Annotated in this window: 21 protein-coding genes, 1 pseudogene and 1 riboswitch; of the genes and pseudogenes, 9 read left to right on the forward strand and 13 right to left on the reverse strand. The window is 74.2% G+C overall.

Annotated features, from left to right (window positions below):
- Positions 1–5 precede the first annotated feature (5 nt).
- The 3 genes from IEZ20_RS22735 to IEZ20_RS22745 all read left to right on the forward strand — a co-directional run bounded on the left by IEZ20_RS22735 (position 6) and on the right by IEZ20_RS22745 (position 4,430).
- On the forward strand, positions 6–812 hold the full coding sequence (locus IEZ20_RS22735) for a TetR family transcriptional regulator (RefSeq protein ID WP_189301634.1): 807 nt from the start codon (positions 6–8) through the stop codon (positions 810–812).
- Between the two features lie 168 nt (positions 813–980).
- Positions 981–1,397 carry a Zn-ribbon domain-containing OB-fold protein gene (locus IEZ20_RS22740; protein ID WP_189301636.1) on the forward strand — a complete coding sequence of 139 codons (417 nt, stop codon included), beginning with the start codon at positions 981–983 and terminating at the stop codon, positions 1,395–1,397.
- A 291-nt stretch (positions 1,398–1,688) separates the two neighbouring features.
- On the forward strand, positions 1,689–4,430 hold the full coding sequence (locus IEZ20_RS22745) for an alpha/beta hydrolase family protein (protein WP_373303960.1): 2,742 nt from the start codon (positions 1,689–1,691) through the stop codon (positions 4,428–4,430).
- 75 nt (positions 4,431–4,505) lie between these two features.
- On the opposite strand, the gene IEZ20_RS22750 is transcribed toward IEZ20_RS22745, so the two are convergent.
- The 3 genes from IEZ20_RS22750 to IEZ20_RS22760 all read right to left on the reverse strand — a co-directional run bounded on the left by IEZ20_RS22750 (position 4,506) and on the right by IEZ20_RS22760 (position 8,031).
- Complete coding sequence (locus IEZ20_RS22750) at positions 4,506–4,892, reverse strand: PPOX class F420-dependent oxidoreductase (RefSeq protein ID WP_189301640.1); 387 nt, start codon at positions 4,890–4,892, stop codon at positions 4,506–4,508.
- 148 nt (positions 4,893–5,040) lie between these two features.
- Complete coding sequence (locus IEZ20_RS22755; protein WP_229896204.1) at positions 5,041–6,153, reverse strand: S8 family peptidase; 1,113 nt, start codon at positions 6,151–6,153, stop codon at positions 5,041–5,043.
- Between the two features lie 255 nt (positions 6,154–6,408).
- Positions 6,409–8,031 carry a TROVE domain-containing protein gene (locus tag IEZ20_RS22760; RefSeq protein WP_189301642.1) on the reverse strand — a complete coding sequence of 541 codons (1,623 nt, stop codon included), beginning with the start codon at positions 8,029–8,031 and terminating at the stop codon, positions 6,409–6,411.
- Positions 8,032–8,518: 487 nt separating this feature from the next.
- Between IEZ20_RS22760 and IEZ20_RS22765 the strand changes: the two genes are divergently transcribed.
- Positions 8,519–9,349, forward strand: coding sequence for an SAM-dependent methyltransferase (locus tag IEZ20_RS22765; RefSeq protein WP_189301644.1), 831 nt, complete (start codon positions 8,519–8,521; stop codon positions 9,347–9,349).
- Positions 9,350–9,487: 138 nt separating this feature from the next.
- Complete coding sequence (locus IEZ20_RS22770; RefSeq protein ID WP_189301646.1) at positions 9,488–10,864, forward strand: S1 family peptidase; 1,377 nt, start codon at positions 9,488–9,490, stop codon at positions 10,862–10,864.
- 75 nt (positions 10,865–10,939) lie between these two features.
- Here IEZ20_RS22770 and IEZ20_RS22775 read toward each other — a convergent pair whose 3' ends face one another.
- The 3 genes from IEZ20_RS22775 to IEZ20_RS22785 all read right to left on the reverse strand — a co-directional run bounded on the left by IEZ20_RS22775 (position 10,940) and on the right by IEZ20_RS22785 (position 13,480).
- Positions 10,940–11,125, reverse strand: coding sequence for a hypothetical protein (locus tag IEZ20_RS22775; RefSeq protein ID WP_189301648.1), 186 nt, complete (start codon positions 11,123–11,125; stop codon positions 10,940–10,942).
- A 93-nt stretch (positions 11,126–11,218) separates the two neighbouring features.
- Complete coding sequence (locus IEZ20_RS22780) at positions 11,219–11,914, reverse strand: L,D-transpeptidase family protein (RefSeq protein ID WP_189301650.1); 696 nt, start codon at positions 11,912–11,914, stop codon at positions 11,219–11,221.
- Between the two features lie 177 nt (positions 11,915–12,091).
- On the reverse strand, positions 12,092–13,480 hold the full coding sequence (locus IEZ20_RS22785) for an aminotransferase-like domain-containing protein (RefSeq protein WP_189301652.1): 1,389 nt from the start codon (positions 13,478–13,480) through the stop codon (positions 12,092–12,094).
- A 76-nt stretch (positions 13,481–13,556) separates the two neighbouring features.
- Here IEZ20_RS22785 and IEZ20_RS22790 point away from each other — a divergent pair, with 76 nt between their 5' ends.
- A complete protein-coding gene (locus IEZ20_RS22790) occupies positions 13,557–14,945 on the forward strand; it encodes a pyridoxal phosphate-dependent decarboxylase family protein (RefSeq protein WP_189301654.1) in 1,389 nt (462 codons plus the stop codon).
- Between the two features lie 98 nt (positions 14,946–15,043).
- Here IEZ20_RS22790 and IEZ20_RS22795 read toward each other — a convergent pair whose 3' ends face one another.
- The 5 genes from IEZ20_RS22795 to IEZ20_RS22815 all read right to left on the reverse strand — a co-directional run bounded on the left by IEZ20_RS22795 (position 15,044) and on the right by IEZ20_RS22815 (position 19,086).
- Positions 15,044–15,832: an SDR family NAD(P)-dependent oxidoreductase gene (locus tag IEZ20_RS22795; RefSeq protein WP_189301656.1), complete on the reverse strand. Its 789-nt coding sequence runs from the start codon at positions 15,830–15,832 to the stop codon at positions 15,044–15,046.
- A 52-nt stretch (positions 15,833–15,884) separates the two neighbouring features.
- Positions 15,885–16,799 (reverse strand): SDR family oxidoreductase, encoded by a 915-nt coding sequence (locus tag IEZ20_RS22800; protein ID WP_189301659.1) that lies wholly within the window; start codon positions 16,797–16,799, stop codon positions 15,885–15,887.
- 93 nt (positions 16,800–16,892) lie between these two features.
- Complete coding sequence (locus IEZ20_RS22805) at positions 16,893–17,522, reverse strand: MBL fold metallo-hydrolase (RefSeq protein WP_189301661.1); 630 nt, start codon at positions 17,520–17,522, stop codon at positions 16,893–16,895.
- Entirely contained in the window at positions 17,522–18,610 is a 1,089-nt protein-coding gene (locus IEZ20_RS22810; RefSeq protein ID WP_189301663.1) for an S-(hydroxymethyl)mycothiol dehydrogenase, read from the reverse strand. Before IEZ20_RS22810 ends, IEZ20_RS22805 begins: the two co-directional genes overlap by 1 nt.
- A gap of 173 nt (positions 18,611–18,783) precedes the next feature.
- On the reverse strand, positions 18,784–19,086 hold the full coding sequence (locus IEZ20_RS22815) for a hypothetical protein (RefSeq protein WP_189301665.1): 303 nt from the start codon (positions 19,084–19,086) through the stop codon (positions 18,784–18,786).
- Positions 19,087–19,258: 172 nt separating this feature from the next.
- Between IEZ20_RS22815 and IEZ20_RS22820 the strand changes: the two genes are divergently transcribed.
- On the forward strand, positions 19,259–19,624 hold the full coding sequence (locus IEZ20_RS22820) for a nuclear transport factor 2 family protein (RefSeq protein ID WP_189301667.1): 366 nt from the start codon (positions 19,259–19,261) through the stop codon (positions 19,622–19,624).
- 108 nt (positions 19,625–19,732) lie between these two features.
- A riboswitch (ZMP/ZTP riboswitch) is annotated at positions 19,733–19,813 on the forward strand.
- A gap of 25 nt (positions 19,814–19,838) precedes the next feature.
- Positions 19,839–20,687 (forward strand): bifunctional 5,10-methylenetetrahydrofolate dehydrogenase/5,10-methenyltetrahydrofolate cyclohydrolase, encoded by an 849-nt coding sequence (locus IEZ20_RS22825; protein WP_189301669.1) that lies wholly within the window; start codon positions 19,839–19,841, stop codon positions 20,685–20,687.
- Positions 20,688–20,728: 41 nt separating this feature from the next.
- Here the strand turns inward: IEZ20_RS22825 and IEZ20_RS22830 are convergent, their stop codons facing one another.
- Entirely contained in the window at positions 20,729–21,703 is a 975-nt protein-coding gene (locus IEZ20_RS22830) for a CU044_5270 family protein (RefSeq protein ID WP_189301671.1), read from the reverse strand.
- Between the two features lie 448 nt (positions 21,704–22,151).
- Positions 22,152–22,652, reverse strand: a pseudogene (locus IEZ20_RS22835) (RNA polymerase sigma factor); the annotation flags it as partial.
- A gap of 49 nt (positions 22,653–22,701) precedes the next feature.
- Here IEZ20_RS22835 and IEZ20_RS22840 point away from each other — a divergent pair.
- Positions 22,702–23,062 (forward strand): cbb3-type cytochrome c oxidase subunit I (locus tag IEZ20_RS22840; RefSeq protein WP_373303956.1); only part of this gene is annotated, 361 nt, incomplete at its 3' end.

Raw genomic sequence — 23,062 nt, forward strand, 5'->3', positions numbered from 1 at the left:
CGTTCATGAGCTCCAGCAGCGCGGTGCCGGCCGCGAAGCCGCCGATCCGGGACGCCCTGGTGGCGGCGGCCTTCCGGCTCTTCCTGGAACGCGGGTACGAGCAGACCACGGTGGACGACATCGTGGCCCTGGCCGGGGTCGGCCGGCGTTCGTTCTTCCGCTACTTCCCCTCCAAGGAGGACGTGGTCTTCCCCGACCACGAGCGCTGTCTGGCCGAGATGACCGCCTTCCTCGCGGCGGGCGGCCCCGAGCACGAGCCGGTACGGCGGGTGTGCGACGCGGCCCGGCTGGTGCTGCGGATGTACGCCGAGAACCCGACCTTCTCCGTGCAGCGCTACCGCCTCACCCGGAAGGTGCCGGGCCTGCGCGCCTACGAGCTGTCGGTGGTGTGGCGCTACGAGCGCGCGCTCGCCGAGTACCTGCGCGCGCGGTTCGCGGGGCGGCCCGACGGGACCCTGCGCGCCGACGTGATCGCGGCCGCGGTCGTCGCCGCGCACAACAACGCCTTGCGTTCCTGGCTGCGGTCGGACGGCAAGGGTGACCCGGGCACGGCGGTGGACCACGCCCTCGGGTACGTGCAGATGACGTTCGGCCGCTCGACGGCCGCCCCGGCCGCGCCCCCAGCGGCTACGGCCCCTCCCACGGAGACCGTCCGGGCGGCAGCCCCCGCCGCGGCGGCCGCGTGGGCCGGCCACGCCGGTGCCGGCGCCGCGACGGGGCAGCCGGACGACGTGGTCGTACTGGTGTCCCGCCGGGACGCCCCGCTGTGGCGGGTGGTGCAGGAACTGGAGACGGTGCTCGGCCGCGCCTGACCCTGGGACGAGGGCCGGCCGACACAATTCTGGGTACGCAGTGCCTTTACGAGTGACACTCAGTGCCATACCCTGTCGGCGTGCGCGGTGGCACGGCAACCGTGCACACGCGTGCGCGGTCCGCGCCGGGCACGCGGGATTCCGGCCGAGCGCAGGGAGTTGACCAGCGTGTACCACCACTCAGCAAGCACCTCGCATCCGGCGGCCGGTTCCGCGGCGGGTGTGCTCGATCCCGCCGCCGCGGACTCCAAGGACGCCATCCACTTCCAGCGCTGCACCTGGTGCGGCACCGCGATGTACCACCGGCTGCTGTGTCCGGTCTGCCAGGGCAGCGAGCTGCGCACGGAGCGCAGCGAGGGCGTCGGCACGGTCCGCCACTCCACCGTGGTGCACCGCAACACGCCGGCGGCGCGCAATGTGTCGCTGATAGAGATGGCCGAGGGGTTCGTCGTCCGGGGCCGGGTCATGGGCCCGCCGGTCGGGATCCACAGCGGCGACCGGGTGCGGCTGTCCACGGCCAAGGACCCGGTGCGCGGCGAGCCGGTCTTCCAGCTGCTGGACGAGCCGTACCGGGCGTGGACCTGACCGCCGCACCCCGCTGAGCACAGCCCCCTGCCGCCCTCCCCGCCCCGTCGGCGCCGCCACAGCGGCGCGAGCACACCTCCCGTACGGCGACGGGCCGTCCGGTCTCGAAGGCCTCCACGCACCCGGCCGGATCCGCCCCCTCCAGTTCCCGGTGTGATCGATCACCTCACCTTCACAGGCAACCCACGGTCCCCGCTTTCCATCCTCCGGGAGCGAGGGGCGCCCGGGAGGGCCGGGACGTCCGAGGTCGGGGTTCGAGGAGGAACTGTGGTCCGTGCCCGGCGCATATGGATGGCCGCCGCCGCGTTACTCGCGGTGGCGGCGGCATCCCCGGGGGTGGCAGTCGCCCACGCCCAACCCCCCGGCGGCACAGGCGTGTCGGCGGCCGACGGCGATGCGCCGCTGCCGTCGGGGTGGCGGCTGGCCGGCGGGGGCTCGGCGCCGCAGCTGGTGTGGCGGTCGGACCGGCGGGTGCCGATGGGGGACGCGCGGGTCGAATTCCGCGCGGCAGGACAGCTGTTGGGCGTGCCGCGACCGGGCGCGGACGGGCACACGTTCCGGCTGCCGCTCGACGGGCGGCGGCCCGCCGCCCTGCGCGGGCTGGAAGTGTGGTCCGGCGGACGGCGGTTGGACACGCGGGAGGCCTCCGGAGCCGCGTCGGCGGCCCGGTTGCCGGCGCCGCTGCCGGCGAACGCCGTGGACCCGGGCAAGCCGGGCGCGTACCGTACCGAGACCGGCGAGTACGCGCTGAAGTCGGTCCGGCTGCCGGACTTCCCGGCACCGGTGGAGATGCGCGCGGTGGTCGTCGCCCCGGTCGGCGCGTCCGGCAAGCGCCCGCTGGCGTTGTTCCTGCACGGCCGGCACGTCACCTGCTACAAGGGGCGCGAGGACGTCACCGGCACCTGGCCCTGCCCGGCCGGTACCAAGCCGGTGCCCAGTCACCGCGGCTACCTGCGGGACCAGAAGCTGCTCGCCTCCCAGGGCTATGTGACCGTGTCGATCTCGGCCAACGGGATCAACGGGCAGGACTTCGCGGCCGAGGACGGCGGTGCGCAGGCCCGGTCGTCGCTGGTGCGGCTGCACCTGGCCCACTGGGCCGACTGGGCCGAGCACCCCGAGACCGCGCCGAAGGCGGTCCGTGAGGCACCCCGCGCCGACCTGTCGCGGGTGCTGCTGGTCGGCCACTCGCGGGGCGGCGAGGGCGTCAACCGGGCCGCGCTCGACAGCCTCGCCCCGCCGCCCGCCGAACAGGACGGCTACCACGGGCCGGTGCGCTGGAACATCCGCGGCACCGTCCTCATCGGCCCGACCGTCTTCGGTCAGAACCCGGTACCGGACGTGCCGTCGACGACCATCCTGCCGGGCTGCGACGGCGACGTCTCCGACCTCCAGGGCGAGGTGTACGTCGACGGCACCCGCGGGGTCGGCAACGGCACCGCGCTGCACAGCGCGGTGTACGTGCTCGGCGCCAACCACAACTTCTTCAACTCGGAGTGGACGCCGGGGCAGGCCGCGGCGCCCGCCGAGGACGACTTCTCCGACGACCCGCAGCACCACGACCCGGTGTGCGGCAAGCGGGCCCCGACCCGGCTCACCGCCGACCAGCAGCACCGTGCCGGTTCGACGTACATCGCCGCCGCGGCACGGCTGTTCCTCGCCGGGGACGACCGGGTGCGTCCGCTGCTGGACGGTTCCGGGAAGCGGGCGCCGTCGGCGGACCCGGCCCGGGTGCTCAGCCATGCGGTGGGGGCCCGCCGGGGCGGTGGGTTCCTGCCGGACGGCGGGGTGTCGGTGACCGGCGGCAGGCTGTGCTCCGCGGTGGACCCGAGCCCGGCCAGGACGTGCCTGGGGACGGGTGCCAAGGGCGCCTCTCCGCACTTCGCGCAGTGGGAGACCGACCGGGAGGCGGGCCGGCACGCGATCGCGCTGCGCTGGACGCGCGCCGGCACCCCGGCCCGGGTGACCGCGAAGAAGCCGGTGTCCCTGTCCGGGGCGAAGGCGCTGGCGCTGCGGCTGTTCGTGCCGCCGAACTCCGGGGCCGCGCAGATGGACGTGTCGCTGACCGACGCTTCCGGCAAGAAGGCGAAGCTCGGCCGGATCAGGCCCGCCGGGCTGCCCGGCAGTGAGCGGACCGCCTCCTACTGGGCGCAGGAGATCCGCGTGCCGCTGACCGGGGCCGGCCGCGCCGGGCTCGATCTGCGCTCGGTCAAGTCCCTGGAGCTGACGCCGCGTTCGGGGTCCGGGCGGGCGTGGCTGATGGACGCGTGGGGCTGGCGGCCCGGGACGCCCGCGGTGCGGACGGACGCGCTGCCGCGTGTGGACATCGGCCGGAGGACCGTGGACGAGGGTGACTCCGGTGTGCGGACCTATCGGGTGCCCGTCCGGGTGACGGGCCGGGGCGGCAGCGGCCAGGTCCGGGTGTACGTCGTCGACCCGGCCACCGGGAAGGCCACGGACCGGCTGGTGACGGTGCGTCCGGGCGGCCGGGACATCGACGTGCCGGTCGAGGTGAAGGGCAACACCCGCTACGGCACCGACGTGTCGTACGACGTGCTGGTGAAGGCGGTCCGCGGTGCGGTCGTCGGTTCCTACCGGGGCGGGATCACCGTCCACGACGACGATCCGGCACCCAGGATGACCGTGACGCCCGTCGCCGGCGAGGTGACCGAGGGACAGTCGCTGAAGTGGCGGCTGTCGCTGTCGGAGGCGGTGGACGTCGACATGGGCGCGCTGTTCGCGGTCGCGCCGGCCACCGCTCCGGAGCTGTCCACCAAGGACGTCCCGGCGGGCTGGCTGCGGGACATGACCGGGGAGAGGCCCGACCCCGAGCGTCCCCTGTCCAAGCTGTCCGGGCTCTATCTGTGGGTGGACGTCCCGGCGGGACGCACCAGCGCCGACATCACCCTGCCGACGGTGAAGGACCGCGTCCGGGAGGCCACGGAGTCGGTGCGGTTCCGGCAGGTCGACCCGCAGACCGGGGAGCCGCAGACCGGCGGCCTCGAACTGGCGGGTTCGGTGCGCGACGCGTCGTAGGACACCGGGATCCCGGTGGCCCCCACCGCACCGGCATCCGGGGTGGCCCCCACTCCGCCGGCGTCCGGGTGGCTCTCATTCCGCGAGGGTCACCCGGATGCCGACCGTGCCGTCCAGGCCGCGCCGGAGCCGGCTGCCCAGCAGGGTGAGGCGGCCGAGGATGCCGTACTTGCGGGCGATGAGGGTCCGGTAGCGGTGGGTGGTGGCCGGGTCGGTGATCTCGGCGGTGGCCGGCAGCTGGTCGCCGGTGGGGTTGCCGCGCAGGTCGCAGGGGCCGACGAGGACGTCGGCACGGCGCCGGATCCGCTTGACCTTCCAGCTGTCGGCGGCCGTCCACACGCCGAGGGTGCCGCCGTTGCGGACCACCCAGACCGGGGTGGCGACGGGGGTGCCGTTCTTGCGGTAGCTGGTCACCAGCAGGTACTTGCCGGTCCCGAGCCGGTCGAGCCGCGTGTCATCCATGCCCGCAGTCTAGGAGGCGGCCCGCCGCGTGCGTGGCCGCCGTCCGCTGCCGCCGGCCGCGGGCACCGGTGGCTGCCCGCCCGTGTCCCCACCCGGCGAGTGGGCGCACGCCACCTGGGCGCTTCGGTGACCGTGCGGCCGGGGCAGGTCAGAGGCCGCCGGTGTTGAGCAGCCGGTTGGGGGTGTCGGAGCGGACGCCGCGCAGGACACCGCGGGTGGCCGTGCGGTCGAGCCAGACGTGGACCTCGTGGGCGGTGGCCCGGGGGTGTGCCGACAGGTAGAGCGCGATCACGCCGGTCGCGTGCGGCGCGGCCCACGACGTCGCGCCGTAGTTCTCCGTGGTCGTACCGCCGCCGGCGAGGGCGGCGGTCACCTTCTGGCCGGGGGCGTACAGGTCCACGCACCGCCCGTAGTCCGATCCGTAGGAGCTGTTGTCGCTCCACGCGCGGTCGTTCGGGGTGGAGGCCGCCACCACGATGGTGCCGGGGACGCCGGCCGGGGAGTGCCCGCAGGCGTCGTCGTGGAAGTTGCCGGCCGACACCACCGTCGGGATCCCCGCGTCGACCATCTTCTTGACGGCGGACTCCAGGGCCGCCGACCGGTGGTCGAGGTTGAGCGACATGTTCACCACCGCGGGCTTCTGCGCGTGTGCGGTCACCCACTTGACCGACTTCACCAGAGCCGCCTCGGCCGCCTCGGGGGAACCGCCGCCGTCGCTCTCGCACAGGATGCCCTGGACGCGTACGAGCTCGGCCTTGGGCGCCACCCCGTACCTCGCCCCGCCGATGATGCCCGCGACGAACGTGCCGTGGCCGCCGCCGTCCTCGCTGAAGCAGTCACCGGAGTCCTTCGGGCCCACGAAGTCGGCGCCGAGGTGGGCGCGTCCGCCGAACTCCGTGTGCCCGATGTCCATCCCGGTGTCGATCACGTAGACGTGAACGCCCTTGCCCGTGGCGCCGGTGGTGAACTTCCCGTCCAGCGGCCGTGACCGCTGGTCCAGGATGTCCAGGTTCCACGGCACATGGCGGGTGAGGGACGACGCCCCGGTCCGCCCGGTCCCGGACAGCTTCGCGACACTTCCGGCGGACGCAGGCTCCGAATCGGACGACACCCCGCCCCCGGAGGGTGCCACCGGCTCCGTCCTGCTGTGCGCGGAGGGCTTCCCGCCGCTCCCCCCGGCGGCCGCGCCGGCTCCCCCGCCGCAGGCCGAGGCCCCGAGCACCGTCGCCATGGCCACCGCCATGAGACCTGCCTTCGTCACGTTCCGCGTCACCACGTCCCCCGTATCCCTGCTCGGTGCACAGTCAGCGCACAAGACGACCGCGGGGGGCGGTCGGTTCCGGCCGGTGTGCGGGCGGTCCGGTTCACGTGCGCGACGCACGTCCCGTCCGGCCGTGCACCGGGACCGAACGCCCCGCGGGAACCACGTCCGCAGTGTGGTCCTCGGCCCCGGCGGGGCTCCTGGCCGACGGGGGCCGACAGCGGGATCCGCCTCCGGGCGGCCGCCCGCCAGGCGCTACCCGGCCGTGTCCTGGGGACCAGGCCGGTTCGCGGTCCACGGCCAGGCGGCCTCGCGGCCGGCCTCGATGAGGCCGGCCATCCGGAACGCCGCGTCCGTGAGGCCGCCGAAGGTGTGCCGGTGGGGGCCCGTGGGGCCGTGGGCGGGCCGGTATCCCGCCAGGTTCCACGTGTAGACGGGGATGTCGGCCGGGACCGGTTCGGTCGGATCGCCGGGGCCGTAGGGGGCGGCCTGCTCGTCGGTGACGATCAAGACCCGGTCGTGTTCCCGGTAATGGGTCCGCACCGCCTTCGTGGTGTGGGTGCCGCCGAGGCTGTGGAACCGTTTCAGCACCTCGAGCACCGGCTCGCCCGGCTCGAACGGCACCACCGCGCTGCGCCAGCCGAACTCCACCAGGTCCGCCTGCTCGGCGCGCACGGCCAGCGCGGTACCGAACACGGCCGCCGCGTCGGCCCTGCTCAGCCGGGACCGCTCGGAGACGGTGTCCCAGAACATGGAGTCCGACCGGTCCACCAGGATCAGGGTCCGGCCGGGCAGGGACGGTACGTTGGCCAGGGAGTGGCCCAGTGCCCGTTCCAGTGCCGCTGCCCAGCGCTGCGACGGCGCGTGCTGGTGGGCGGCCAGGTAGCGGAAGGGGAACTGCCGGGACCGGGCGACCTCGGTGGCGTCCGAGAGCCGTGCGGCGACCCGGGCCGCGACGTCGTCCGAGACGCCCGCCTCGTCAAAGTTCCGCAGGTTCCGCAGGAGCGCCATCGGCCCCATCGTGGGGATCACGGCTTCCCAGACGGCGGCGTCCATCGGTCCGTGGAGCCAGCCCGCGAGGGCCTCCCAGGTCATGCCCGCCGCGGCCAGCCGCTCGGGGCCGCCCGGCCCGGTCACCACCGCCCGCCGCTCCCCCACGGCCGACTCCATCAGCTCCCGGTGAGCGGTGAGCACGTGGTCGGAGGCCGGCGGGACCGCCTGCTCCGGGTGGTGGCGGCGGTCCAGGGCGTACCGGAAGAGCGCGGCCTGCCAGGGCTTTCCCGGGTCGGGGGAGGCGTGGACCAGGTTGAGCACGTCGCCGAAGCGGAAGCTCTGGGACGGGGTGTCGTACTTGAGCAGGGACCGGGACGTGTACAGCCGGCGCACGGCGTCGGCGATGCCCCGCTTCACGGGCTGCGGCACATTCCGCCCGTACGCCGGGATCCAGTGGGCGAGCAGCTCGCCGGGCTCGTCGGCGCGCTGGAGCACCGAGTCGATCACGGACCGGTTGGACGGGCCCGCGGACACCCCGGCCTGGAGCCGGGCTCGCACGTACGCGGCGGCGCCCACCAGGGACGCCGTGCGCATGTTGCCCTCGCCGCGAAGCCAGCGCAGCAGGCTCGCCGTCCAGTCGGGGTCCCGGACGGCGAGTTCCCCGACGAGGCGGGTGTAGCGGTGGTCCCGCTCCTCACCGCTCTCGTAGAAGGTCTCCTGGGAGACGAAGTTGCCGACCGCGAGGAGGAACAGCTCCTCGCGGGGCTCCCGGACGAAGGCCGGGCCGCCCTCGTGGGTGCGGAGGCCCTGCCTGACGGGTTCGTGACGGTGCCGTGGTGGGTTCAGGGTGCGGGCGGCCGCCGAGACGTGCGGGGCCACGAGCATCTCGGGCCAGATCTTGGAGACGCGTGGGGTGTGACGAGGCAGCGAATCCCCCCGGATTCGAGGTACGGGACGGCCCCGGGAAAACGGTCCGACGGGGCGAGGACGGCCGCGCCCGCCGAGATCTGAGGAGGCGGCGGCGTCACTTGGTTGTCAAAGGAAGTAGCCGCAGCCGAGCGCATCGGAGGCGCGGTCGCGGTGCCAACCTACAAGAGCCGCCGGGGCGCACACCAGCGATTTGAGTGCGCGGCCCGGCCGACGGTCGTGTGCGGAGGTCGCCGACGCCCGTGACGCGGACCTGACGATCCGTCTGCGGCCGTACGGGGAGCCGGAGTCGGTGCGGGGCGGCGCGTGCGGCCGGGCGCGGCCCGCTCCGGCGGTGCACACCCCGGGGCCGGTCGGCGGAGATCGACGGAGGCGTCTAGATTGCGTGCTGCACGGTGTACTACTTCCCGCAGGTTCGTCCTCAGGTATCCAGGAGCTGACCCACGTGACCGACAACCCGGCAGCCACCAACGACGTGGCCGCGTCGCTGCGCGCCCGCATCAACACCGGCCAGCCGCACACCGCCCGGATCTGGAACTACTGGCTGGGCGGCAAGGACCACTACGAGGTCGACCGTGCGGCCGGCGACCAGATCCGGCAACTGCACCCGGGTATCGGGGAGTACGCGCGCGCCGACCGGCTCTTCCTGGGCCGGGCCGTGCGCCACCTGGTCGGTGAGGTGGGCATCCGGCAGTTCCTGGACATCGGCACCGGGCTGCCCACCGCCGACAACACGCACGAGGTGGCGCAGCGGATCGCGCCGGAGTCCCGGATCGTGTACGTCGACAACGACCCGCTCGTCCTGGCGCACGCGCGTGCCCTGCTGACCAGCACGCCGGAGGGCCGTACCGACTATCTGGACGAGGACCTGCGCAATGTCGACGCGATCCTCGAACACGCCGCGAAGACACTGGACTTCCGGGAGCCGGTGGCGCTGATGCTGCTCGGCGTGGTCATCTTCGTCGGGGACGACGAGGATCCGTACGGCCTGGTGCGGCAGCTGACGGACCGGCTGCCGGCGGGCAGCCATCTGGTGCTGTCGCACACCGTCACGAGCCCGTCCATGCCGGACGTGGACGAGGCGGTGAAGTTCTGGAACGAGCACGGCACTCCGAAGCTGACGCAGCGCACGCCGAAGGACGTGGCCCGGTTCTTCGACGGTCTGGAGCTGCTGGAGCCGGGTGTGGTGTCCTGCTCGCGGTGGCGCCCGGAGGGCGGCGACGGGGCCGAGCCGGAGGAGGTCGCGATGTTCGGCGGGGTGGCCCGCAAGAACTGACCGGGTGCGGGAGTTCGCCGCCGCCGGTGAACGCCGTGGCCCCCGGCGCCGTATGGAGGTGCGGGCCCTCGACGACGCGGGGGCCTCGCGGTGCCGGTACGGGCAGCGCGCGTTCGGGTTCGGCTTCGGGAGCCATGCATGCGGCACGCACGACGACGGGTCGTCCGGCGAGTGACACGGCTGGCGGCGGTCGGCGGACTCCTCCTGGGGGGCGCCATGGTCGCCCAGGCGGCCATGGCCAGCGAGACACCGCCCGCCTCCGCCAGACCGCTCGCCGCCAGGGACGACACGGGTGCCGCGCTGGTGGCGCGGCTCGGTACCGCCCGTACGGCGGGCAGCTGGATCGGCGCGGACGGGCGCCCGGTGGTGGCGGTGACCGACGCGACCGCGGCGCGGGAGGTGCGGCGGGCCGGGGCCGAGGCGAAGGTCGTCACGCACAGCATGGACGAGCTGAAGTCGGCGACGGCGACGCTGCGTTCGGCCCCCCGGGTGCCGGGCACGGCGTGGGCGGTGGACTACCGGACCAACCGGGTGGTGGTGCGGGCGGACCGCACGGTGTCCGCCGGTGACTGGTCCCGGCTGAGCCGGGTCGCCACGGGGATCGGTGGTTTCGTGCACATGGAGCGGACGAAGGGCACGTTCACCACACGGCTGAACGGCGCCCAGCCGATCCTGTCGACGGGCGGTCGCTGCTCGGCGGGGTTCAACGTCACCAACGGGCAGTCGGAGTTCATCCTGACGGCCGGCCACTGCGGGCCGTCGGGGTCCGTCTGGTTCGCCGACAACCAGGGGAACCGGCAGCTCGGGACGACGGTGAACAGCGCGTTCCCGGGCAGTGACTTCTCGCTCGTGCAGTACGACGGCGGCAAGGCGGGGGCGGGTGCCGACGTCGTCGCGGTCGGCGGCGGCAAGGGGGTGCGGATCACGGGGGCCGCCGACGCGGCGGTCGGGCAGCGGGTGTTCCGCAGCGGCAGCACCAGCGGTCTGCACGACGGCCAGGTCACCGCGCTGAACGCGACCGTCAACTACCCGGAGGGGACGGTCACCGGGCTCATCGAGACGAACGTGTGCGCCGAGCCGGGGGACAGCGGAGGGCCGCTGTTCTCCGAGGGTGTCGCGCTCGGTGTCACCTCCGGCGGGAACGGCGACTGCACGACGGGCGGGACGACGTTCTTCCAGCCGGTGACCAAGGCCCTGACGGCGCTCGGGGTCCGGCTGATCGTGTCGGCGCAGAACGCGGGCGGCGCCCCCGGCGGCACCCCCTCCCCCGCGCCGTCGGCGGCCGGGGCCCAGGGCGCGATGACCCCCAGCGCGGCCACGCCGGGCTCCTCCGCCCCGGTGACGGGCACGTCGGAGGGCAGCACCCTGCTGGCGCGGCTGACGGACACCCGGAACGTCGGGCCGGGGCTGCTGGTCATCGCGGGCAGTCTGATCGCGCTGGTCGCGACCCGGTACATCCGGGCCGAGCAGGACCGCAAGGCGTATCAGCGGCACTACTCGGCGACGTGGGGCTGACCGGACGGAGAGGGTACGACGACAGGGGCACCCGTACACTCACGGGTGCCCCTGGTGCGGTGTGCGCGGGGTCGGTCAGACCGCCCGGTGCGGGTGCGGGGCCGCGGCGGCCCACTCCATCACGAGGCGCTGGTACTGCGCGCGCTGCTCGGTGGTCAGTCTCCCGCCCGACCGGCGCCACAGGGCCCGGATCTCCTCGTTGACCTCCGCGGCCGATCGCTCGGAGACGGCTTCAACAGTGGTGGACATGGTGTGAAGCATATGCCGAGCGAGGTGAAGACGCTGTGAGTAAGTATCCGCAATCCGGGCATTCCGGACCGTGTTACTCATCACGTCAATGTGTCAACCGCGGGCTCAGGTACCCGGCTTGCGGCCGTACACGAAGACGTCGTCGCCGTTCCTGAGCAGGGACCAGTACTTCTTGGCGTCCTTGGTGGTCATGTTGACGCAGCCGTGCGAACCCGGCGGGTTCCACATGCTGAGGCCCACCGAGTGGAAGGCCTGGCCGCCGTCGAAGAACTGGCTGTACGGCATCGGCACGTCGTAGATGGTCGAACGGTGGTCGATGTCACGCCAGTAGATCTTCTTCAGGCCGGTGCGGGTCTCGTAGCCGTCGCGGCCGGTGCGCACCGGCACCGGGCCGTAGACGAGCCGGCTGCCGTCCTGGATCCAGCTGAGCTGGAGCGTGAGGTTCACGCAGGCGATCCGGCCCTTGTTCACCGGGCACTTGCCGTCCCTGTTCGGCTTGTTCCCGACGGCCTTCTGCTTGTTCATGAGATCCATCACACCCCAGGTGACGGGGCCCGCGTAGCCGATGCTCGGTGTGATGCCGTGCTTGTTCTGGAACGCCTGGACGGCCCGGCAGTCGGCGGCGGACTGCCTGCCGTCGACCGGCCGGCCCAGGAACTTCTCCACCTGCTTCTGGTACGGCCCCGTCCGCGTGGTGCAGCTCGCGGCCTGCGCCGGCGCCGCGGTCAGCGCGAGCGCGAGCGGCGCCACCAGCCCCGTGACGCCCAGCGCGACCACACCTCGTCTGCGTATTGCCCCCATGGCGGCCTCTTCCCCTTCCCCTTTTTCCCGTTCGTTCGCCCGGGCCTCCCCGGTGCTCCCCAGCGCGATTCCCGCGGTCTGTGACTACTAGACCCGGCCGGGCGGTGCAGGGTTGTGGTTCCGGTCAGGCTGTGACGAAACGGTGAACTTCAGGCCGTACGGCACCCGGGACGGCATTCAGGCCGCAGCGCATTCCCGGAGCAGGTCGACCGCCCGGGTCAGCGTGTCCGGTGTCGCCGTGAACGGCAGGCGCAGCAGTCGCGTCAGGGTGGCGCCGTCGGCGGAGAAGCGGGGTCCGGGGGTGAGCGCGAGGCCGCGTGCGGCGGCGCGGACGGCGAGGTCGGTGGCGTGCGGGCCGCTCTCGCCCAGGTGCAGCCAGAGGGTCAGCCCGCCCGCCGGGACGGTGTACGTCCAGCCGGTACCGGCGAGCAGCGCGGCGAGGTGGTCGCGCTGGGCGCGCAGCCGGGCGCGCCGGTCGGCGAGCAGGGCGGCGAGCGGTGCGCCGAGGAGTTCGGCGGCGATGAGCTGTTCCAGGGGCGGCGGCGCGAGCTGGGCCTGGAGGGGGTTGCGCAGCAGCCGGCGTACGAGGTCCTCGGTGCCGCGTATCCAGCCGACCCGGAGGCCGCTCCACAGGGTCTTGCTCGCGGAGCCGATCTGGATCACCCGGGCCCCGGCGAGGTGCGGTTCCCCGCCGGGCGGTGTGCGCAGGTCCAGGTCGCGCATGGTCTCGTCGGCGAGGACGGTGAGGTGGTGGCGGTCGGCGAGCGCGGCCAGACTCCGGCGGGCGGCCGCGGACATGTGGGCACCGGTGGGGTTGTGGAAGTCGGGGACCAGGTAGGCGAGTCGGGGGCGGTGCCGGCGTACGGCGGTGGTGAGCTGGTCGGTGTCCCAGCCGTCCCGGGCCGAGACCGGGACCGGCAGCAGGCGGGCCCGGCGGGCGCGCAGCACGGCGAGGGCGCCCGGGTAGGCGGGGTTCTCCACCATCACGGGTGCCCTGCGGTCGGTGTGCAGGTGGTCGAGGAGCAGGGTGAGGGCGGCCTGGGCACCGGCGGTGACCAGGATCTGTTCGGGCCGGGTGGCGAGGCCGGCGCGGGTGTAGCGGTCCGCGATCAGCGCGCGCAGCCGGGGCAGGCCGGCCGTGGCGACTCCGGAGTCGAGGAGCAGGGGTGCGCTGAGTTCGGCGGCGCGGGCGAGTGCGGCGCGGTAGGCCCGGTGGGGCGCCGCGGTCACCGCGAGGGTGAGGTCCAGGTCGGCGTCGGGGGCGCCGCCCCGGTCGAGGGACCAGGGGGTGGTGCGCTCGGTGAGGCGGGCGGGCAGGCGTACGGCGCTGCCGCTGCCGTGCCGGGTGCGCAGCCAGCCGTCGGCGCGCAGCAGGCCGAGCGCGGCGACCACCGTGCCGCGGCTCAGGCGCAGGGTGCGGGCCAGTTCCCGTTCCGAGGGCAGCCGGGTGCCGGCCGGGAGCCGGCCGTCGATCACGGCGTCGCGTACCGCGGCGGCGAGGGCGCGAGCCAGCGGTCCGGACCGGGTGCGCCAGTCGCCGAGCGCGGCGACGAATCCTGTGTCCACCGGCCCATTTTCGCTGGTCCAGTTCGGGCGAAGTGGACCAGGTGCCCGGCGGTCGCACCGGTCTACGCTGCGGCGCATGCACCGCATGCTCGCCGGTGATCTCTCCCGGCTCCCCGAACTGCTGCAGGCCGCTCGTGATCTCGCCGCCCGGGAGGTGACGGGGCTGGCCGAGCGGCCGGTCGCCGCGCCCGGGCCGGTGCCCGGACGGGACCCTCTTCCGGAGGGGGGTGCGGGCGGCGACGGCGCGCTCGCCCGGTTCGCCGAGCGGTGGGCGCCCGGCTTCTCCGGCTCCGCCGGTCCGCGCTACCTCGGCTTCGTCACCGGCGGTGCGACGCCCGCGGCCGTCGCCGGGGACTGGCTGACGTCCGCGTTCGACCAGAACCTGTCCGGGGCGGGCGGGTCCTGGGCGCAGGAGCTGGAGCGGGAGACGCTGGCGTGGCTGCGGGAGCTGTTCGGGCTGGGCGAGGCGCACAGCGGGGCGTTCGTGACGGGCGCGACCATGTCGAACACGGTCGGTCTGGCGATCGGCCGGGAGTGGGCCGGTGAGCGGCTGGGCGTGGACGTCTCCCGGGCGGGCGCCGCCGCGCTGGGCCCTGTCGACGTGCTCTCGGGCAGCCCCCACTCCAGCATCACCAAGGCGATGTCCGTGCTGGGCCTGGGCCGGGACCGGCTGTGGAAGGTGCCGCTGCTGCCCGGCGACCGGGAGGCCGTCGACGTGACCGCGCTGGAGGCGGCGCTGGCCGAGCGGGCGGGCCGGCCGGTGATCGTGGTCGCGAACGCGGGCACCGTCAACACCGTCGACTTCGACGATCTGCGGGCGATCGCGGCGCTGAGGCAGCGGTACGACTTCTGGCTGCACGTGGACGCGGCGTTCGGTGCCTTCGCGGCGCTGTCCCCGGAGCACGCCGCGCTGGTCGACGGGCTGGACGCGGCCGACTCGGTCTGCGTGGACCTGCACAAGTGGCTCAACGTCCCCTATGACGCGGCCGTCCAGTTCACCCGGCGGCGCGATCTGCAGGTGGCGGTCTTCCACAACGCCTCCCCGTATCTGGGCCTGCCCGGGGGCGAGCCGGAGTTCCTGCATCTGACCCCGGAGAACTCGCGTCGGCTGCGGGCCCTGCCGGCCTGGTTCTCGCTGGTGGCGTACGGGCGGTCCGGGCACCGGGAGATCGTGGAACGCAACGTGATCCTGGCCCGCCGGCTCGGCGCGGGCATCGACGAGCTGCCGGGCCTGCGCCTGCTGGCCCCGGTCCGGCTCAACGTGGTCTGCTTCACCCTCGCCGCGGACCCCTCGCGGGAACGGGTGGCGGCGCTGGCCCGGGAGGTCGCCGCGTCCGGCGAGGCGTATGTGACCCCGACGGTGTTCGGCGGGGTGCCCGGGCTGCGTGCGGCGTTCAGCAACTGGCGCACCACCGAGGCCGACACCGAGCGGGTGCTGCGGGTGCTGGCGGCGGCCTCGGGCTGAGCCCGGTCAGAGCGCCGATCTCACGCCGGTCAGGAGCGCCGTCCGCGCGCCGGCCAGGACGTCGTACGGGCCGTGCGGAAGGCCGGTGCCTACGGCGGTCAGGAGCGTCGGACCGCCGCGTGGAAGCCGGTGTTGACGGCGGTGAGGCCGCCGTCGACCACGAGGGTGGTGCCGGTGATCCAGGCCGCGTCGCGGGAGGCGAGGAAGGCGACCGCGGCGGCGATGTCCTCGGGTTCGCCGACCCGGCCGAGCGGGTACAGGGCGCGGACGGCGTCGAGGTCGTCCTCGCGCCCTTCCCAGGCCGAGGTGCGGACCGTGCCCGGCACCACGAGGTTGACCCGGACGCCCCGGGCCGCCGCGTGCCCGGCGAGGGTGCGGGTGAGGGACGCGAGGCCGGCCTTGGCGGCGCTGTAGGCGTGGTTGCCGAAGTCCTGCACGCCGTTGACGGAGCCGATGCTCACGATCGCCCCGCGGCCGGAGGCGGCGAGGTGGGGCAGCGCGGCCCGGCAGCAGCGGTGGGCGCCGGTGAGGGTGATGTCGAGGTCACGGGCCCAGGAGTCGTCGGGGTCCTCCTCGTAACGCGGGACGTCCGGGGTGCAGTGGGCGGCGCAGTTGACCAGCACGTCGAGGGAGCCGAACACGGTGACAGCGCGGTCGACGGCCGCCTCGACGGCGGTGCGGTCGGCCACGTCGCAGGGATACGCCTCGGCGGTGCGGCCCTCCCGGCGCAGCGCGGCGGCGGTCCGCTCCGCCTCGGGCAGGTCCCGGTCGGTGACCAGCACCCGGCCGCCCTCCTCGGCGATGCGCCGGGCGACGGCCGCGCCGATGCCGCGGCCGCCGCCCGTGACGAGAACTCCGTGTCCTGCGAAGCGCGTCGGATCAGTCATGGGCCGACGGTACGGCTCCCCGGGCCCGGTTTCACCGGTACGGCGCCGGGTTTCACCGGTAGCCGGTGACGTCCGCCGGCCTGCCCGCGTCCTGCACCTCGACCAGGTACCGCCAGGCGTCCGGCCGGCTGCCGTCGAGGTCGGTGAAGCCGTACACCCGCGCCAGACCGCCGCTGGAGAGGGACTGCCCGTTGAACCGGGACACCTCCGGGTCGGCGGCCAGGGCGGCGACGGCCCGGCCGGTGAAGCGGGGGGTCTCGGAGACGGCGAAGTGGGGTTCGCGTTCCAGGGCGTCGCGCCAGTTCTCCTCGCGGACGCCGAACGCCTCGAGCATGATCTCCGAGCGCATCCAGCCCGGGGTCAGCGCCACGGCCGTCGCACCGCGCGGGCCGAGTTCGTGGCCGAGGGCGAAGGCCATGCGCAGGACGGACGCCTTGGCGAGGTCGTAGAAGAAGTTCACGCGGTAGGTGTCGCGGTTGTAGTCGGCGGTGCCGTCGGTGACCTCCACGACCAGCCCGCCGGGGTGGCGCAGCAGCAGCGGCAGGGCGTAGTGGCTGGTGACGGCGTGGGTCTCGACCGCGAGGCGCAGGAGCCGGAGCCCGTTGTCGAGGTCGTGCTCCCACACGGGGGTGTCCCACGCGAAGAGCTTCTCGCCGCCCCAGATGTCGTTGACGAGGACGTCGAGGCGGCCCTGCTCGTCCGCGATGCGGTCCACCAGGTCGCGTACGGCGGTCTTGTCCAGGTGGTCGGCGGGTACGGCGACGCCCTGTCCGCCGGCCGCGGTGACGAGGTCGGCGGTGTCCTCGACGGTCTCCGGGCGGTCGTACTCGGAGCGGCGGGCGCGGGTGCTGCGGCCGGTGACGTAGACGGTGGCGCCGGCCGCGCCGAGTTCCACGGCGATGCCCCGGCCCGCGCCCCGGGTCGCCCCGGCGACCAGCGCCACTTTGCCTTCCAGCGGTCCTGACATGTCCGGCCTCCCGTGCGGTGCGATGTGCTGTCGTACACCACTGTCACCGGGAAGCCGGACATCCTCTGTCGGCTTTTGCCGCGGCCTCGGGGCTCAGTGCCCGCGGGCGATCCACTCCTCCAGGTGGGGGGCCTCGGCGCCGATGGTGGTGGCGTCCCCGTGCCCGGTGAGGACCTTGGTCTCCGGGGGGAGGGTGAGGAGGCGGTCGCGGATGGATTCGATGATCGTCGGGAAGTGGGAGTAGGAGCGTCCGGTGGCGCCGGGGCCGCCCTGGAAGAGGGTGTCGCCCGTGAAGACGGTGCCGAGGCCGGGGTCGTACAGGCAGACGGCGCCCGGGGCGTGGCCCGGGGTGTGCAGGACGGTGAGGTCGGCGCCGGCGGCCTCGATGACCTGTCCGTCGAGCAGGTGCCGGTCGGGGTCGCGGTGGGGGTGGGTCTGCTTCCACAGCGGCAGGTCGTCGGGGTGCAGCCAGATGGTGGCACCGGTGAGGTCGGCGAGCCGGGGTGCGGCGTTGACGTGGTCGTTGTGGGCGTGGGTGCAGACGATGGCGGTCAGGCGCCGGCCGGCGACGGCGCGGGCGATGGCCTCGGCGTCGTGGGCGGCGTCGATGACGATCGCCTCCCGCTCGTCGCCGACGATCCACACGTTGTTCTCGACGTCCCAGGTGCCGCCGTCGAGGGTGAACTGCCCGGAGGTGACGAGGCGTTCGATGCGTACGGTCATCAGAGCACCACCACCGAACGCAGTACGTCGCCGTGGTGCATCCGCTCGAACGCCTGCTCCACCTCGTCGAGTCGGACGGTCTCGGTGACGAACGCGTCGAGCGGCAGGCGGCCTTGCAGGTGGAGGTCGATCAGCATGGGGAAGTCCCGGGTGGGCAGGCAGTCGCCGTACCAGCTGGACTTCAGGGCGCCGCCGCGGCCGAACACGTCCAGCAGGGGCAGTTCGAGCTTCATCTCGGGGGTGGGGACGCCGACGAGGACGACGGTGCCGGCGAGGTCGCGGGCGTAGAACGCCTGCCGGTACGTCTCCGGACGGCCGACGGCCTCGATGACGACGTCGGCGCCGAAGCCGCCGGTCAGCTCGCGGATCGCCTCGACCGGGTCGGTCTCCTTGGAGTTGACCGTGTGGGTGGCGCCCAGCGTGCGGGCCTTGTCCAGCTTGCGGTCGTCGATGTCCACGGCGATGATCTTCGCCGCGCCGGCCAGGTTCGACCCGGCGATCGCCGCGCCGCCGACTCCGCCGCAGCCGATGACGGCGACCGAGTCGCCGCGGCCGACACCGCCGGTGTTGATCGCGGCGCCGATGCCGGCCATCACCCCGCAGCCGAGGAGGCCCGCGACCGCCGGGGAGACGGCCGGGTCGACCTTGGTGCACTGGCCGGCCGCGACGAGCGTCTTCTCGGCGAAGGCGCCGATCCCCAGCGCCGGGGACAGCTCCTGGCCGGTGGCGGCGAGGGTCATCTTCTGCCGCGCGTTGTGGGTGTTGAAGCAGTACCAGGGCCGGCCGCGCAGACAGGCCCGGCACTGCCCGCACACCGCACGCCAGTTGAGGATCACGAAGTCACCGGGGGCGACGTCGGTGACGCCCTCGCCGACGGACTCCACGACTCCGGCGGCCTCGTGGCCGAGCAGGAAGGGGAAGTCGTCCGAGATTCCGCCCTGTTTGTAGTGCAGATCGGTGTGACAGACCCCGCAGGCCTGGACACGTACGACGGCTTCGCCGGGCCCCGGGTCCGGCACCACGATCGTCTCGACCCGTACGGGCTCGTCCTTGCCCGGTGCGATCACGCCGCGCACTTCCTGCGCCATCGTCTGGTCCCTTCCTTCGGTTGCCTTCCGGGCCGACCCTACGCGCCGGCGGTCGGTGGCGGGACGGACCACGAGGATGATCGTGGATCTTTCCGCCAGGGGACGCCGGCACCGCCCGCGCACAGCGCTGAGGGCCGCCCCTGCCGGGACGGCCCTCACCCTGGGAAGTCCCGTCAGTGGACGGCGCCGACCAGGCCGAGCAGGGGCGCCGCGGGCGCGATGACCTGCTCCAGCTGGTTCAGCTGGTTCAGCTCGCGGAGGTGCTTCAGCTCCCCCAGCTGCTCGGAGACCCGCGGGACGCGCTCGCGCTGCGGTGCGGGGATGTCACCGGCGGCGAGCGAGTCCAGAGTGGTCAGCACGCCGAGCTTCCCGACGAGCGGTGTGCCGGTGTCCGCCGCGCTCGCCTGCGGTGCGGCGAGCCCGGCGATCCCGGCGGCCAGTCCGACGGCGGCGGCGATACGTCGTGTTGAGATCATGTCCTCAGCAACGGCCGCGGGCCCCCGCCGGACACGGCCGGCGGGCAGCGCTCACCCGTGAGGCGGAGCACGCCGGCTGCGCTTGCCGTGGCCGCCGGGGCGGAGGAGCCTCGGATGTGGGGTCCGTGCGGCCCGTTCCCGGTCGGGTCGCGGGCGCCTGAAGGAGGTCACCATGGGTACCACCACGGGGTCCGGTTTCGACACCGAGACACTGCGCCGGGCCATCGAGGGGAACACCGGCAACAACCTGCTGTCGCTCTACGCGGACGACGCGGAGATCCGCATCGTCGACCGTGACCACCAGCCCAGTCACCCGACGGTCCTGCACGGCCGGGGCCAGATCGCCGAGTTGCTGGACGACATCTACCGCCGCGACATGACGCACAAGCTGGACCAGTGCGTCGTGCAGGGCGACCGCGCCGCCTACAGCGAGTCCTGCGAGTACGCGGACGGCACCCGGGTCCTCGCCGAGTCGATGGTCACCCTGCGGGACGGCAAGATCACCGATCAGGTCATCATCCAGGCCTGGGACGAGTAACGCCCGGCCGAGTGGGGCCGGCTCCGGCCGGAGGGCCGCACGGGTCCGGGTCACCCGGCGGCTGACCTGGACCTTCCCGGCCTGGGCCGGACCGGCTCGGTTACGCTGTACCCGGGCCGTGACTGGCGCTGAGGTGGAGCACCACCGGGGAGCGGTCCGTGGTGGTTGCCGCGCGCCTGGGCGAGAGAGTCGATCCAGTCCAGGAGTGTGCAGCATGACCCAGGCCCGTCTGATGGACGGCACCGCGCTCGCCCGCCGCACGGTCGAGGAGACCGCGCGGAAGGCCGCCGCCCTCACCGAGCGCACCGGCAGCGCGCCCTGCCTCGCAACCGTGCTGGTCGGTGAGGACCCGGCCTCCGTGACCTACGTCCGCATGAAGCAGAACCGCTGCCGCAAGGCCGGCATCGAGTCCCGGCACGTGGCGCTGCCCTCGGCCACCACGACCGCCGAACTCGTCGGTGTGCTGCGGGAGTTGTCGGCCGACCCGGGCGTGCACGGGATCCTGCTGCAGCACCCGGTCGGCGACCACATCGACGAGCGGGCCGCGTTCGAGGCGATCGCGCCGGAGAAGGACGTGGACGGCGTCACCTTCGCCTCGTTCGCCACGATGAGCTTCGGGCTGCCGGGCTTCGTCTCCTGCACGCCGGGCGGCATCGTGCGGCTGCTGGACGAGTACGGCGTCGACCCGTCGGGAAAGCGGGCCGTGGTGGTGGGCCGCAGCGCGATCCTCGGCAAGCCGGTGGGCATGCTGCTGCTGGCCCGGGACGCGACCGTGACGTACTGCCACTCGCGCACCCGGGACCTGTCGGCGGCGGTCCGCGAGGCCGACATCGTCGTGGCCGCGGTCGGCCGGCCGCGGCTGATCCGCGGGCAGGACATCAAGCCCGGCGCGGTGGTGGTCGACGCGGGCTACAACCCGGGCAACGTCGGCGACGTCGACTTCGACTCGGCCGTGGAGCGGGCCTCGCTGATCACCCCGGTGCCGGGCGGGGTCGGTCCGATGACGATCGCCACGCTGCTGGAGCAGACCGTGGAGGCCGCCGCCCGGCAGCTCGGGGCCTGAGCGGAGCGGGGGCGCGGGGGCGCGGGGGCGCGGGGAGGGGGTCAGCGCATCCAGGCGCTGTACTCCATGACGTCCCCGGCCCGCACCCCGTACTCCGGGGCGGCTCGGGTGAAGGTGGTCTCCAGGCCGAGGACGGCACCGGTGCGCGGGTCGAGGACCAGCATCCGCCGGCCGCCCCCGCCCTCGTACACGTACGCCTGTCCCGGGCGGCCGAGGCGGTCCGTCACCTGTCCCGCGGGCCGCAGCCCCCCGGCGTCCGCGAGCACCCGCACCAGGGCGGCGGACTCGCGGCCGCCGAGCGTCCAGTGGTCCAGCAACTGCTGGACGCCGTCGAGGAGTTCGGGGGCGTCCGGGGAGTCGGCGCGGACGGTCTCGGCGAGGTAGGCGCGCAGGGCCGCCGGAGTGTGCGGCGGGGGCGCCTCGGGCGGGGCGTCGCTCCAGCTCGGCGGGTACGTGGTCCGGCTGAGGACGTGCCCGTCGGCCACCGCGCGGGGCTCGCCGCCCTCGTCGGTGAGGACCGGTCGGCCGGGGTGCCGTGGGTCGGTCGCCACGACCAGCTCGGTGCGGCTGTCGTCCGCGTGCCAGCGCACGACGCGTTCCTCGGGCAGGGTGACGGGTGGTCTGCCGTCGGTCATGCCGAGGCTCCACGACTGCACGTGCGTGCCCTTGCGCAGGCGCGGGGAACCGTCGGCGGCGGCGGTCTGCGCCAGTTCGGCCAGTTGCGTCAGCGGTACGGGCGTGGAGTGGGCCGCGACGGTCAGCGGGCGGGGTGCGGCGAGGGCGGGCTGGGTGCCGGGCCCGCCGAGCAGCGCGGTGAGCGCGGTCGCCACGACGGCACCGGAGGCGGCCAGCCCCCACAGCAGCCGGGCCCGGGACACCCGGCGCACCGGCCGGCCCTGCGCCAGCAGCCGCTCCAGCCGCTGCTCGGCGCGGTGGTCCAGCGGGCCGTCACCGAAGTACGGCCCGTCCGCGGGGACCGGATCGGCCCGGCGCAGGAGATCGAGTTCATCAGGCATGTCGGGGGTCCTCGCACAGGCATGCGTCGACGGTGGACACGGAACGGGCGCCCGCCGGGCCTCCAGCGCCGTCCCGGGCGGGGGCCGGGCCCTCGGACTGGACGGCCACGGCCACGGCCTGGCGCGGGCCGGGGCCACCGGCGGGCGCCGGGGACTCGGCGTGAGCGGACTCCGCCGGTCGCCGCCGGGCGGGCTCGCGGGCGTCGGGTGGACTCGACGCCTCCCGCCGGGCGGGCTCGCGGGCGTCGGACGGACACGACGCCTCCCGCCGAGCGGGGTCACAGGCGTCGGGTGGGGCCGGGCGGTCGGCGGGGCCGGCGGGGCCGGCGGGGTCGGGGGGGTCGGGGGGTCTGCGGGGGGTGGTGCCGGTGGACGGCTGGTCGCGCGGTGAGCCGGTCGCCGACGGGGCGGGGCGCGGGGGCGGGGGCGGGGCCGTCGGCGGGGGCGGCGGGCGTAGGCGGGTGATCTCGGCGCGGAGGCGGCGGCGGGCGCGGTGGAGGCGCATGGCGGCCGCGCGGTGGCCGCAGCCGAGGGCGACCGCGATCTCCTCGGCGCCCAGTTCCTCCCAGGCGGCGAGGCGCAGTATCTCCTGGTCGGCCGGGGACAGCCGGTCCAGGGCCTCGTGCACCCAGGCGCCCGGCGCCTCCGCGTCGGGGCCGGCCGCGATGTGCCGGCCGTGCGCGGCCTCGTCGTTGCCCAGCCGGTCCATCAGCCGGCGCCGGCGCCCGTAGCCGCGTACCGCGTTGGCCAGGCAGTTCCGGGCCACCCCGTACAGCCAGGGCAGCGGCGCGGCCGGCAGGTCGGCCCGGCGCCGCCAGGCGACCGTGAACACCTCCGCCACCACTTCCTCCACCTCGTCGGTCCGCCCCTGGAGCCGCCTGGCGACATAGCGGCTGACCGCCCAGTAGTGCTCGCGATAGGCAGCGGCGAAGATCTCGTCGTTGCTCATGCTCGGTTCGTGTCCGGCACCCCCCGGATCGTCACACCCTTCTTCCGTGATGCTCCTCGCGTCCCCCGAGTGTGAACCGCGGCCCGGACGCGGACACAGGCGGGGCGTGAAGAGGATCCGAGACACCAGAGCCGTGCAGTGGCTCACCAGCACCGACCACAAGACGATCGGCACGCTGTATCTGGCGACGTCGTTCGCGTTCTTCCTGATCGGTGGCGTGATGGCGCTGCTCATGCGCGCCGAGCTGGCCCGGCCGGGCCTGCAGTTCATGTCGAACGAGCAGTTCAACCAGGCGTTCACGATGCACGGCACCGTGATGCTGCTGATGTTCGCGACGCCGCTGTTCGCCGGTTTCGCGAACTGGATCATGCCGCTGCAGATCGGCGCGCCCGATGTGGCGTTCCCGCGGC

Source organism: Streptomyces cinerochromogenes (assembly GCF_014648635.1).
GTDB lineage: Bacteria > Actinomycetota > Actinomycetes > Streptomycetales > Streptomycetaceae > Streptomyces > Streptomyces cinerochromogenes.

Excerpts from the sequence above, each read along its gene's own strand:
- IEZ20_RS22735 (WP_189301634.1), top strand. The coding sequence starts at position 6 with ATGAGCTCCAGCAGCGCGGTGCCGGCCGCGAAGCCGCCGATCCGGGAC.
- IEZ20_RS22745 (WP_373303960.1), top strand. The coding sequence starts at position 1,689 with ATGGCCGCCGCCGCGTTACTCGCGGTGGCGGCGGCATCCCCGGGGGTG.
- IEZ20_RS22750 (WP_189301640.1), bottom strand. The coding sequence starts at position 4,892 with ATGGATGACACGCGGCTCGACCGGCTCGGGACCGGCAAGTACCTGCTG.
- IEZ20_RS22760 (WP_189301642.1), bottom strand. The coding sequence starts at position 8,031 with ATGCTCGTGGCCCCGCACGTCTCGGCGGCCGCCCGCACCCTGAACCCA.
- IEZ20_RS22770 (WP_189301646.1), top strand. The coding sequence starts at position 9,488 with ATGCGGCACGCACGACGACGGGTCGTCCGGCGAGTGACACGGCTGGCG.
- IEZ20_RS22775 (WP_189301648.1), bottom strand. The coding sequence starts at position 11,125 with ATGCTTCACACCATGTCCACCACTGTTGAAGCCGTCTCCGAGCGATCG.
- IEZ20_RS22780 (WP_189301650.1), bottom strand. The coding sequence starts at position 11,914 with ATGGGGGCAATACGCAGACGAGGTGTGGTCGCGCTGGGCGTCACGGGG.
- IEZ20_RS22790 (WP_189301654.1), top strand. The coding sequence starts at position 13,557 with ATGCACCGCATGCTCGCCGGTGATCTCTCCCGGCTCCCCGAACTGCTG.
- IEZ20_RS22795 (WP_189301656.1), bottom strand. The coding sequence starts at position 15,832 with ATGACTGATCCGACGCGCTTCGCAGGACACGGAGTTCTCGTCACGGGC.
- IEZ20_RS22800 (WP_189301659.1), bottom strand. The coding sequence starts at position 16,799 with ATGTCAGGACCGCTGGAAGGCAAAGTGGCGCTGGTCGCCGGGGCGACC.
- IEZ20_RS22805 (WP_189301661.1), bottom strand. The coding sequence starts at position 17,522 with ATGACCGTACGCATCGAACGCCTCGTCACCTCCGGGCAGTTCACCCTC.
- IEZ20_RS22810 (WP_189301663.1), bottom strand. The coding sequence starts at position 18,610 with ATGGCGCAGGAAGTGCGCGGCGTGATCGCACCGGGCAAGGACGAGCCC.
- IEZ20_RS22815 (WP_189301665.1), bottom strand. The coding sequence starts at position 19,086 with ATGATCTCAACACGACGTATCGCCGCCGCCGTCGGACTGGCCGCCGGG.
- IEZ20_RS22820 (WP_189301667.1), top strand. The coding sequence starts at position 19,259 with ATGGGTACCACCACGGGGTCCGGTTTCGACACCGAGACACTGCGCCGG.
- IEZ20_RS22825 (WP_189301669.1), top strand. The coding sequence starts at position 19,839 with ATGACCCAGGCCCGTCTGATGGACGGCACCGCGCTCGCCCGCCGCACG.
- IEZ20_RS22830 (WP_189301671.1), bottom strand. The coding sequence starts at position 21,703 with ATGCCTGATGAACTCGATCTCCTGCGCCGGGCCGATCCGGTCCCCGCG.